Source organism: Parapedobacter sp. 2B3, from assembly GCF_041925275.1.
Classification (GTDB): domain Bacteria; phylum Bacteroidota; class Bacteroidia; order Sphingobacteriales; family Sphingobacteriaceae; genus Parapedobacter; species Parapedobacter pyrenivorans_A.
The window spans coordinates 108783-121352 of record NZ_JBHEUZ010000002.1 but is presented as its reverse complement, the minus strand read 5'-3'; the positions used below and the strand labels follow the sequence as shown (position 1 = coordinate 121352).

The following is a 12570-nucleotide window of genomic DNA, read 5'->3' as shown; positions in this document are numbered from 1 at the left end:
GCCTTGTCAGTAATCAAACACAATTTCCTCTCGCGTCCGTGAATTGACCAGGAGCCGTAACTCCACCTGCGTGCCTGCCGGGGTCCCGTTTGGCGACACCAGATCTTTTACATTCACCAACACGCGATCCGGCACTTCCTCATTCAAGACGCGTATGCGGTCGCGGAGAAGACCCTTATAGGGGGTTGTGTCGTTTGCGTCGCGCTTCTGGTTTCGTGCCTTAACCGCTTCACGGCCACAACCGTTGTCTGTAATCGTACAGATCAAATAAGGCTCGTGGTAGCTGAAAGCTATGGTAACTTCTCCTTTTCCTTCTATGTTGAGGATACCGTGGTACAGTGCATTTTCCACGTAATGGTAGATGATTAATGGGGGTATTCCTGTAATATCGCGCGGAGTGCCATCCGCCATGGCAATGGCGTAGTCGAACTTGCCCCCATAACGCATCTTTTCAAGTTCGAGGTAAAGGCTCAAAAAGCGCTCCTCCTGAGCCAGGGTAATTTCCGGTTCATTGGCCTGCGTGATAAGCTCTCGGATAAATCGGGAAAAACGCGATACGTAGCTCAACGAGGTGCTGGTATCGCCCTTGTTGATGTAATACTGCAGGTCGTTGAGGGAGTTGAATAAAAAGTGGGGGTTTATCTGGGCTTGCAGCACCCGCATGTGCAACCGTCTGTTAATCCGCTCAATATCCCGGTTTTGCCTTTCGATTACGGTGTTGCGTTGGGTCAATAGCTTAGTCAAGCGTGTTTTCATCCGGTATCGGTTATAGATCAGAATAACGATGATGATCGCTATAGCAATCATTAGGATGCTCACGTTCCGGAGTATTTTATCACGCTGGGATGCCAGCAGTGTACTAGCCAATCGTTGCGATACGATTTCACGCTCCTTGGTTACCAATTCAAGTTCGGCGTCGCGCTGCCTGTCGGGGCTGGCACCGGGTCCTTCCAAGATGATACCACCGATTTCGCTGCCCAGGTATTTGGCGAGCAGCGTGTTGACCAACCGTTTACACTCAAAACTCTGGAAATACTCGTTGGCCACAGGTTGCCAATCGCTGGCTTTAGGGAAGATACCGGCCAATCCCGGTCTTTCGGTGGCAAATAGATGCTGTCTTTTTACTTTGATTCCTTTCTGCAAGCTTACCACATACACAGTAAGCGGTACGTAACCGAAGGCATTCCCATCGCTCGCGATTTTTTCCAGTATCTCATAGTCGTCATATTGCCGGGAAATGGGTATGTCGAATCCGCGGATAAGCTTTTCCATATCCTTCTCCATGGCGGTATACTGCATCGTGTAACCGCGCAGGTGCGCAATCGTGTCTAGGAACGCCGACTCATTCGTAAACGTGGGCATGAGTTCATTGGTCACCAATACGTTGATATCGGGCATATACGGCGGGGTAAATCCAACCTCTTGGCGCCGGTCAGGCGTGATCGAAAAGAAAGACCACCCGAATAAGCCTTGGTTGCTGGCCTGATGGACACGGTCATAGATGGCATTGAAACTTCCCGCATCCGACCATTTGACCCGCACCTCATATCCGTACCTTTTCTTGATCCAAGTTACAAAGGACTCCATCAGTTCAAACTCAACGCCTTGCAGTTCACCATTTTGGTCTTCAAAAATGAAGGGATCAATGTCATACCACAATGCCGTGATGGTGCCCCCGCCGTTTTTCTGGACGGTTGCCCAGCTATCCATTTCCTGTGCTGACGCCGCAATCATCCCGACACCCAATACCAGGGATAGGGAAATAAGTCGGGCAAGGTATTGTTTCGTGCGGCGCATTCTACAGTGAGTTCCTTATGGCGAAGGTAATAAAATGGGATTAAAAAGCCTTCGGTTTTCCTGCAAGCATTTTTTTGTAGTCTTTTGGGTTAATGGGTTTAAAAAACTCACGGATGAAGTTTCGGGAAGCCTGTGTACGGAGGCCCAAGTCCGTCATCAGCTCGTCGAGGTGCTGGTAATTGAAGGGCGCTACACATAGACCGCTGAATTCGGCCGCTATGGGCCGCGCTTCACACCGCCATCTTTCCATCGCCCTCATTTCCTCGAGCATGTCTTCGGCAGGAGGCAGTATCAGGTCGCCCGAAACCACCGCAGCGAGCCAGTGGGCAGCCACCTCTGAGGTCAATGTGGTAAATAAACTCGAGTTAAAGCCCACGAAGCCCATTTGTGGTAAGTCCGGATGTACGATGTTTCGATATAGCGTGTACATGCCATTCGCATTGGTAATCATTTCCTGGTATTGCACACCAAGAAACGGTAGGCGTTGCCTGAAGCCCGTCCCGAATATCACCACGTCGGGCTGCAGAACCTCGCCGTTGGTTAACACCATGGTTCGACCTTCAAAGCGTTTCACCTCTGCGCAGAACCCGACAATCTGCTTTTCGGCGACCATTTTATAGAACCCCACGGGTTCAACCCCCAAACTGCAGCTGATCTGGTCTTCGATGCGATGAGCCGGCAACATGCCACAAGTTTTTAACCGAAATTGTTTTTTCAGCAGCATCTCAAGGGCACGCCACTGCGCCCAAACCAACGGCCTGCCTATCGAATGCAAGGTACGCTGAAAAATCGGCTTTTTGCGCGCATTGAAAAACGCTTCCGAAAAGCGAGAAAACAACAAATATTTCATATTGATGATATTGCCGAAATAGCGCGGCACCTTCCACTGGGCACGGCGATAAACCAGCGTGCAGCTTTTCCCGACCTCTGCCGCTACGGTCGCCATATCAGTGGCTGATTTGGCAAATCCTACTACCGCCACGTCCTTGTCCGTTAGCTGGTCGGCATCCAGCACTTCGGAAGAGTGTCGTATCGCACCGCCGGCATTAAGGTAAGTATCCATGCCGGGGATTTTAGGTACATGCGGTTCGTGGAACGTGCCGGTACAAACCACCACATAGGCGAACGTTACTGTCTCGTCATCTTGTAGCCGTACCACCCAATTGAACCCGTCATAGTACATGCTTTTCACCGTCGTACCGAAGCGGATGCAGGGCATGATCCCGAAATGTGTGGCGTAGTCATGCAGGTACTGCCGAACCTGCTCACCCGTGGGCCACATCGGATAATGTGCAGGCATTGGAAAATCCGAGAACGCATATTCATCGCGGGTGGTCTGGGTGGTTACCCCGACGTATGAGCACCGTTTGTGCCATACGCCACCAATGGCATCTGCCTTCTCCAGTACCGTTACCAGGTAGCCCTTTTGCATAAAGGTTTTTGCTGTGGTGAGGCCGCTGATGCCGGCCCCGATGATTCCTATATGTTTCATTTGGATATTTAATTGAAATTTTCTTTTTCTTTTTTCGCGATAGTTGCTTGAAATTCACTTACTTTACGCGGTCCAATTATGTATAAACATGATTACCTATTTTTTCATTGCGGGAGGCGCTGCTCTGCTGACAGTAGGCTGTTGCTGGTGGTATTTCCGAAAACAAACCACTCATATCAGCCTCATGCATCAGCAGCGCGTGAGTGAGCTGGAAGACATGGCTTGGCGTGCGCAGATGAACCCCCATTTCCTTAACAATTGCCTCAACAGCATCAACGCCATCATCAGTCAACACGACAAACCGCTGGCAACTCATTACCTGACGAGCCTTTCCCGGCTCACACGCAATGTATTAGAGTACTCGCAAGAGGCCACCATCACACTTGCCGATGAGCTTGATTTGGTAACGCAGTATCTCACGCTGGAACGGCTCCGTTTTGGCGAGGACCTATTGATCAACATCTCGTTGGCGAGTGACATCGATACCGAAAAGATATGGATACCGCCCTTGGTTCTCCAACCGTTTGTGGAAAATGCCATCATCCATGGATTGCTCCCCCGCCAAGCTAAGGGTACCATCGACCTCGGGATCACCGCGCAGGATGCCGTGCTCTGCTGCACCATTGCAGACGATGGGGTGGGGCGTAAAATCGCTAGCGATACCGCGGATAGGACGGGCGCTGCCAAGCGGTCATTGGGCATTGCCATTACCCAGAAGCGAATCGCCCTGTTCAATACGTCGCATAGGCTCACACTTCCTTTTGCCATCAGGGACCTTACGGATCCCAATGGCACAGTTAAAGGGACGGCCGTAGACCTCCAATTTGCGCTGGTAAAAGATGCGGGGTAACCGTAGGGGAGCGTCATTTTCTGATACGTTTATTTGACGTTTACCAATACTTTTATCTTGCTTACTCCGGCGCCGTTATACGCTTGTAGGGCTTTGCCGATCACTTGGCCGGCCTCGATCTTGCTTTTGTCGGCTTTCATGGCCACGCCACTAATAGAAGAGGTCACTAAGAGGTCGCCCCGTTTGATGGCTCCGCCTTCGAGGCACACCTTGGTGGGGATAACTCCCACCACCCCCATCGGCACCATGTGGGTGATGTCGTCATCGATACCTTCCTCGGTGAGGAGCACGCCCGGCTTGGTGGCATATACGCCTACTACGATATCGGAGTAGGCTACCATGGATTTTTCCACGGTGCGGTCTTCATCCATGGAGATCACCAGCACATCACCCGGCTCGTATTGGTCTATCGACCCCGTTACATCGAATGCTTCGGCGATGTCGGCGCCACCAGCAACGGTGCCACCATTAAAAAAACCCACGCCGGCCGCATTGATCCGGGCCCGGTTTGCGCCGCCACTGCGGAAGACGGCGAGGTTGGCGGAGCCGGCAGACTCCACAACGAATACGTCACTAGTACTTGCGGCGTTTGTGCGGGTTAAGGTCAGCAGATTTCCTGTGCCTTGGTGTGCCACGCGTAGCGCCGTGGCGGTATTTCCCGCGCTATTGATCATAAAGGCGCCGGCACCACCCGCAGTGCTATTTGCACGGCCCATCACGGCGGCATTGTTGTTCGGGATCGTGACGGCAGTTTCTCCAATCACTGCCGAACCAATGCCGTTTGTCACGCTAAAACGCGCGGCGGGGGCCAAGGTGCTGCTTGTTTCAACTAGCAGGGCTTCGCTGGGATTATTAGCCTGGGAGTTACGAGCATGGATAACGTGCCCGGTCGAAGAAGCCCCCGATGTAAAGAAATAGGCCACCGGCTCTGGACCGCTGCTCTGACCTTCTATAGCTCTTCCCTTGGCGGAGTAGGAAAGTATCGCATGCCCATTTCCCATATTTCTTGCCCGCAGGCTTACGCTGGAATTGGCCTGGTTATTGACCTGAAAGTCCCCCGCGATACCATTTGTTCCGCTTGATATGCCCGAAATTGCGGAACTGTTTGAATTGGTCGAGCTTAGCGTGCTTCGTAGTCCGGTCCGGCCAGCTGAGGTGATATCCACGGTGTATCCGGAGTTACTGTTTCCTTCCACAAACAACGTGGGTTGCGTATTCGCTGCATTCACACTCCGAAAGGAAGCGACCATGCCGCTACCCTGACTGATTCCTTCGAAAACGGTACCCGAACTATTGTTGAAACCCGAGATTGTGCTGCCGGAAACCGACCGCGCCGCTATGGCAGCCCCGCCCCCCATCGTTTCCACACGCAGGGTATTCGAATTGTTGTTGGTGGTATTGGTATGGAAGAAACCAGCGTGTCCGCCGGTTCCGCTCGCCCGGCTCAGTATACTGGTGCCGGTTCCATTACCTGCTACCCGCAGCACAGTACCGCTGCCATTGGGGTTGCTGTTGGCGAACGATCCAGCAATCGCCGCATTGCTGTTGGTCTGAACCTCGAGGGCAGCATTTACATTTCCGGGGTTTGAACTGACAAGGTGTGCGGCGCTACCAGAGCCGGAGATCTCGGCAGAAATGGCGGCGAGACCAGAGCCGGATAATTCGGCAGAAATTGCCGTAAAACCGTTGCTTTCCGCTTTCAGCGCACTGCCATCGCCATCAAGGTTATTATGTGCGAAATAGCCACCAAGCCCATTCTCGCTATTGGTTTGTACGGTGAGCGCCGGTACTGTTGCGGCACTGTTGTTTATCTCAAAATGGCCCGCGGTGCCATCCCCTTCATTGGTGATGGAGAATAGCGTGCTGGCTAAGTTTTCCGTGGCGGCAAAGGGCAGCTCAAACCCAACGCCCGCCAAAGCGCCCGGCACCCACTGTGTACCGTCGAATTTGAGCACGTCGTCATTGGCGGGTGCCGCGTCGGATACGGGTACCGTCTGCAGCTTGGCCACCACGGGATCGGGGTAGGTGCCCGATAGGTCGCCCCCGGCGGGGCCGGTGAGTTCGCCATCGGCTCCGGCTGGCCCGGTTTCGCCCTGGTCGCCTTTCTCGCCCTGCTCACCCTGGGGTCCTTCGGGGCCCTGTGGCCCTGCTGGTCCGGCTTCGCCCTGCGGTCCCTGCTCACCGGTTTCGCCCTGCTCGCCCTGCGGGCCTTCAGGCCCCTGCGGTCCGGCAACACCCTGCGGTCCGGCAATCCCCTGGATGCCCTGTTCGCCCGTATCGCCTTTTTCGCCTTGCGGTCCCTGCGGTCCCGCTGGCCCATTGGGATCGCCCTTTTCACCCTTCTCGCCCTGTGGTCCCTGCGCACCGGTATCGCCCTTCTCGCCCTGGGGCCCTTCGGGTCCCTGCGGTCCTACCGGTCCCTGCGGCCCGGCAATACCCTGCGGTCCGGCTGCGCCGGGTTCGCCCTGGTCGCCTTTTTCGCCCTGCTCACCCTGCGGCCCCGCGGGGCCATTGGGATCACCTTTTTCCCCTTTTTCGCCCTGCGGACCTGCCGGCCCTGCCGGGCCCTGTGGTCCTGCCGGCCCCTGCGGCCCGGTTTCTCCGGGTGCCCCGCCCGATGCCGCATACAGCGCAAACGGTACGCTCATCAGCTGGGTGGTGCCCAGGTCGGCAAACATTCCGCCATCGACAGCCACCTCCACCTTGAGGTACTGGTTGGCATCCTGCCACGGGATGGTGGCAAATGTCCCCTGGTCAGCCTGTCCACGGCCGATCTGCAGCGTGAACAGCCCCAGTTTATTGGTGGCGAGCTGATGCTCCTCGCGGTACTGCACCTCGCCGGCAGCCGACTCACCGATGACGGATAACCGCACGCGGATGTTTTTTTCGGCCAGTACGGTGCCATCGGTATTACGGGCTACGGCCTGGTAGTTGATGCCATCGAGGCCTGATTGTGCCGTTGCACCCAGCCACACGAACAGCAGTCCAAATGCAATGGTCAGTAATTTTGCTTTCATAATCATGATACAGCTATTTTTAATGTGATGTTAATTAGTTATTGAGATTGAAACTCAGTGTTGCTTTAAATTCGTTGCGCACGGTATACCGCCGTGCCATCGGCATGGTGTAGCTCATGTCCAGCTGGAAGTCGCTCACGCGGAGGCCCAGCCCGGTAGAGAGGTGCTGCCTGTTGCCCTTATCGGGTGCTTCGTGGAAATAACCCGCACGGAGGAAAAACTGCCGGTAGTAGCTGAACTCGAACCCCCCGGAAACCGTAAATTCGGAAAGCTCCTCACCGAATCCGCCCGGCGCGTCAAACAGCGACGTGAACAGCGCATCGGGCACACTTCTGTTGGGGTCTTTGCCTCGTGCTATTTCGGTGGTGGGCTGTCCATTTTCATCCAATCTGTATGTCGGCGATGTAGGGACCATGAGTTTGTTGACGTCCAGCAGCAGGGTGAGCCGGTTATTCGGGTCGTTGTAGAGGGCATAGCCCGTTCCCAGACGCAAATTCATCGGCAGGAAACTCTCTTTGGAATTGGTGTAGCTGATCTTGGTGCCCACATTGCTCAGGTTGATTCCCCAGGCAAAGCGCTTTCCGAATTGGCTGGACTGGAACAGCTCCCGTTCGGAATAGACGCTGATGTCTACCGCAAAGGCATTGGCCGGATCCATTTCCAGGCCGTTGTACACACCGGCACCCAGCGCACTGTGGATGTACCGAGCGGTAAGGGCCATGGCGAAATGCTCGCCCAATTTGCGGGCATAACTGATATCGAGCGCAAACTCCGCGGGGCTGTACGTCTGCAGCAGGTTGCCCGCTTCGTCCCGGAAGGAGGCATCACCCAGGTCGAGGTATTTGACCGACATGCCCAGCGACTCCCGGTCGCTCAGGCGGCGGTAAGCCGCGAGGTAGCTCAGGTGCTCATCGTCTACCAGCTGGCGCATCCACGGAGTATAAGAGAGGCTGATGCCCATCCGGTCGGCGAAGACTATTTTTGCCGCGTTGGCATAGAGGGCATTGGCATCGGACTCCAGGCCTGTTCCGGCCTCACCCACGCCGGCATTGCGGGCATCGGGGCTCAGCAGGAGGAAGGATGCACCGGTAGTGACGGTCCGATTGTTTTGGGCCACTACCCGCGTCACTGCGGGGATCAGCCCGACGAGTAGGATCAGGAAAGCGCCGGTGATTGTTTTGGTGTTCATTGCGTTGGTCTATTACTGAATGATTAATTTCTCGGTATATTTCCTCGATGAGTCTACCGACAGCACGAGGTAGTACAGGCCGGATGCGTAGCGTTCAAGCGGTATGCGGTATTCCAGCTGGCCGGCGGCGACATCGCGGTCTTCACTGTACACGATCTGGCCGGCGTTGTTGACCAGCATGAGCCGCACATTGCCGGGGGCAAACAGGTTGAACCGGATGGTGGTGTAGGTGGATGCCGGATTCGGGAATACGATGAAGTCGGTGAGGTAAGGTAGCTGGGGCATGTCGTGGAGTACCGTTACTTCCGGTTGCTGGAAACCCTGGGTGAGGAGTAGGGGCGACTGCATGAGCGTTGCCACCACGGCCTCACCGACGGTGTACTGAAAAATGGTACTGCCCACCTGCATGCTGTAGCCGGTGCTGCCCACCACCTGCCTTTCCAAAACGAGGTCCTGCGCACGTAGGGGTGCGATAGATAGGCCAAGTAGGATTGCACAAAGGAGGCCGGTGATGCGTCGTTCGTGGTAGTACTGTATGTTTACGGGAGTTCTCATAGCCATCATTTTTACACTTCGAGGATCAAAACTAAGCGCTTGCCCCTATTGGTGAATACCGCAATTGGTCAATGGAGTGCTGGAATTTACAGAAGCTAGGTTTCAATTGACGACGGCAGCACAGTGGTTGATAGCAACAGCCCTGTTACAAACAGCAAAATCAGTCCACCGATTGAAAAGGGTTGAAAACACAGTTTTGTAGGTGTCTTATCAGTTCAACTACCCACCGTATGCATAGCCACCGTTTACTATAACTATATTTGGGCATACACGTGGTTGCATTACAAACAAAATGTATAACAACCTTACGTTGGCGAGGGAACCAATTAAAAATTATTCCACAAAAGGAGGGCTTTTATGAAACAACTTTACGAGTTACTAAATCCGATTATCATTGGCGAGGTGGATTGGTGCCCCACGTAGCGGAATCAACGATTTTAGGCACAGCAAGGGGAGTTAAAACCGAATCTACCATCATTTGTTTTTGTTTAACCAAAAAGTAAACCAATGAGCAAACAGTTTCCAAAATTGTCTTTATTGATATTGGCGCTTTGTTGCGTACAATACATTCAATCCAAACCTGCCATTATCTACAGCAGTGTATTTCAGCGCATCGTCACGGGGACGGTCACCGGCGATGCCGGCTTTCCTTTGGCTGGTGTCACAGTGACGGTAAAAGGGACCGGGACCGGGACCCAAACCAACGCACAAGGCCACTATAGCCTTTCATTGCCGGAAGATGGTGCGATACTCGTCTTTTCGTCGACTGGGTACAGTACGCAAGAGATTCAAACAGACCAACGTACGACATTTGACGTTATACTAAAGGCCGACATTCAGGACCTCGATGAGGTTGTTGTTATCGGCTACGGAACGGCAAAACGTAAGGATTTGACGGGTGCTGTTGCTTCTGTTCAGGCGGAAAAACTCGAGACCCAAGCACCTCGGTCCGTACAGGATTTATTACGGGCAAATGCAGCGGGTATGATTATCGGCCAAGGCAATACGGCCAAAGGAGATGCTTCGCTACTTATCCGCGGAAAAGGGACATTGAAAGCCGGCAGCAGCCCGCTGCATGTGGTGGATGGCGTGATATTCGACGGGGCGTTATCCGATATCAACCCGAATGACATCCAGTCCATCGACATTTTAAAAGACGCCAGTGCATCGGCGGTTTATGGGGCCAAGGCCGCCAACGGCGTTGTATTGATTACCACGAAAAAGGGGCAAGTGGGAAAGCCGAAGATTTCGTTTAACGGTAATCTCGGATTTGTGGAAAATGCCGGTATGCCGCGCGTAATGACCGGCGAAGAGTTTATCGCTTACCGATATGATTACGAGATGGGTAGGCGTACGGATGCCTATCATCAGGATTATCCAGAAATGTTCGTGGATCCGCGCCAGCTGTCGAGTGTTAGCCAGTTGGATTGGTATAATTATGACCAGAATACACCCGTTTCTTCCGTTACCGAAGAACAGGCGGTACGCTTATGGCTATCGCGGCTTGAATTTAAGACTCCAGAGATTGATAATTATATGACCAACACACTTACCGATTGGCAAGACCTCGTTTTCCAACAAGGGGTTCAACAAGACTATTCGGTCAGTATATCGAATCGGACGGACAATGTCAACTATTACTGGTCATTAAACCATGTAGACCGTGAAGGTATCATTGTAGGGAATCGATTTAAAAACCTACGATCCAGACTGAATCTCGAATCTACGATTACCTCATTCCTTCGTGTGGGCGCCAATGCCAATTTTGCCACTCGAAACGAGGGTTTCTTGCAAGCAAATTGGGGCCAGTCAGCCGTTATCTCGCCTTATGGATCGAATAATATCGGCGATCCCGAAAGCCCTTATCAACGGTTGCCAACGGGTGATCCCACCCCGCAGAATCCATTTTTTGATAATCTGTACCGGGACCGTATCGATCGGTACAATACCTTAAACGCGACCTTATATAGCGTGGTGAAGTTGCCTTTTGAGATCGAGTTTCAAACCAACTTCACACCTTCTTATGTGTGGCGCGAGTATTATAATCATGATTCCTCACAAAATCCGGAATGGGCCAATCGGGGTGGGAGTTCGGAACGCACGTTCGAGAAAACCTATAATTGGCAAATTGACAATGTCTTGAGGTGGAACAAACGGTTCGACATCCATAATTTTGAAGTGACGTTGCTGCAGAATGCGGAAAAAGGCCAGTACTGGCGGACCAAAGCGACGGCATCCAACTATAGCCCCAGCGATATCCTCGGGTGGCACCGCTTGCAAGCAGGGGCCGTACCATTAAATGAGAGTAACGATACTTACCGTACCGGCGATGCACTGATGGCTCGGTTGTTTTATTCGTTGCGTGACCGTTATATGCTGACTGCTTCCGTACGCCGTGATGGATATTCGGCGTTCGGTGCACAGAATCCCCGTGCCACATTCCCGGCATTGGCTTTTGCATGGAACTTCTCTGACGAAAAATTCATGGCAAATACATCAAGCTGGCTCGATTACGGTAAACTGCGGTTGTCATGGGGCCGTAATGGTAATCGGGACATCGGTCAATATGAAGCCTTGTCAGACATGACCTCCGGCCTGCATCCCTATATCGATCAAAATGGTAATATTTACCTCTACTCCCAGTTGTATGTCAACCGCATGGCCAATTTAGGGCTACGGTGGGAAAATAAGTCTTCCTACAACGTTGGATTGGATTTCTCGTTATTCAACAATAAGTTGGGAGCGGCATTGGATTTCTATACATCTACAACACTAGACTTGCTGGTCGATCGGGCACTTCCTGAAATCATCGGGTTCAATAGCGTAGCTGCCAACCTCGGTGAATTGGAAAATAAAGGGTTTGAAGTGGCATTAAACAGTAGAATCATTGAGCGCGAGAAGTTCAATTGGAATGCTTCAGCAATCTTTATGCTCAATCGCCGGGAAATCAAGCGGCTTTATGGAGATATGGTAGATGTATTGGATGCCAATGGAAATGTCATCGGGCAAAGAGAAGCTGACGACATTAAAAATCGGTGGTTCATCGGCCAAGATCCGGATAGGATATGGTCTTATGAGCGAATCGGCGTATGGCAGCTTGGCGAGGAAGAGGAGGCAAAGCCGTATGGGTTGCAACCCGGAGACTTTAAATACAGAGACCAGAATGGCGATGGCGTAATGACGGATGATGACCGGATTTTCCAGCAATGGACCACGCCACGGTTCCGATGGTCGCTCCGGAATGATTTCCGCTATGGCAATTTTGACTTTTCCTTTTTTGTCTATTCCAACTGGGGGCACTATGACACCTATAACCGGGCAGCAAACAACGCTAACTTTGCGGACCGGGCCACCGATTATGAACAACCTCGGTGGACACCCGATAATCCGATCAACGATTACGGTCGCATCGGTTCAAAGAATATTGGCTCAAACTATGTCTCACGTTCGTTCATCCGACTAGACAATGTATCGCTCTCCTATGCCGTACCAGCATCGTTCATCCAACGGCTTAATATCCAAAATTTAAGGATATCGGCTACTGTACGGAATGTGGCTTTTTGGGCTCCTGATTGGACATTTGGCGATCCTGAGTCGTATGACAACGCCGACCTTGGGGGTATGCCTACACCCCGGACATACAACATGAGTATCAATTTTTCGCTTTAAC

General features: G+C 52.7%; 7 protein-coding genes. 2 read left to right on the top strand and 5 right to left on the bottom strand.

The features are described from left to right. Positions 1-6: 6 nt before the first annotated feature. Both ACEVG1_RS02960 and ACEVG1_RS02955 read right to left on the bottom strand, forming a co-directional pair. A complete protein-coding gene (locus tag ACEVG1_RS02960; protein WP_374742066.1) occupies positions 7-1797 on the bottom strand; it encodes a histidine kinase in 1791 nt (596 codons plus the stop codon). A gap of 40 nt (positions 1798-1837) precedes the next feature. Beyond that, the gene (locus ACEVG1_RS02955) at positions 1838-3289 is read right to left on the bottom strand and encodes a flavin-containing monooxygenase (RefSeq protein ID WP_374742065.1); all 1452 of its coding nucleotides are present in this window, start codon (positions 3287-3289) and stop codon (positions 1838-1840) included. Positions 3290-3377: 88 nt separating this feature from the next. Between ACEVG1_RS02955 and ACEVG1_RS02950 the strand changes: the two genes are divergently transcribed. Continuing rightward, the gene (locus tag ACEVG1_RS02950) at positions 3378-4139 is read left to right on the top strand and encodes a sensor histidine kinase (RefSeq protein WP_374742064.1); all 762 of its coding nucleotides are present in this window, start codon (positions 3378-3380) and stop codon (positions 4137-4139) included. Positions 4140-4168: 29 nt separating this feature from the next. Here ACEVG1_RS02950 and ACEVG1_RS02945 read toward each other — a convergent pair whose 3' ends face one another. Genes ACEVG1_RS02945 through ACEVG1_RS02935 form a run of 3 tightly spaced genes read right to left on the bottom strand, consistent with a single transcriptional unit; the run spans position 4169 to position 8900 of the window. After that, complete coding sequence (locus ACEVG1_RS02945; protein ID WP_374742063.1) at positions 4169-7156, bottom strand: hypothetical protein; 2988 nt, start codon at positions 7154-7156, stop codon at positions 4169-4171. A gap of 34 nt (positions 7157-7190) precedes the next feature. Then, positions 7191-8345: a type IX secretion system outer membrane channel protein PorV gene (gene porV / locus ACEVG1_RS02940; protein ID WP_374742062.1), complete on the bottom strand. Its 1155-nt coding sequence runs from the start codon at positions 8343-8345 to the stop codon at positions 7191-7193. Between the two features lie 12 nt (positions 8346-8357). Next, positions 8358-8900, bottom strand: coding sequence for a T9SS type A sorting domain-containing protein (locus ACEVG1_RS02935; RefSeq protein ID WP_374742061.1), 543 nt, complete (start codon positions 8898-8900; stop codon positions 8358-8360). Positions 8901-9407: 507 nt separating this feature from the next. Here ACEVG1_RS02935 and ACEVG1_RS02930 point away from each other — a divergent pair. Next, a complete protein-coding gene (locus tag ACEVG1_RS02930; RefSeq protein ID WP_374742060.1) occupies positions 9408-12569 on the top strand; it encodes a SusC/RagA family TonB-linked outer membrane protein in 3162 nt (1053 codons plus the stop codon). Position 12570: the final 1 nt, after the last annotated feature.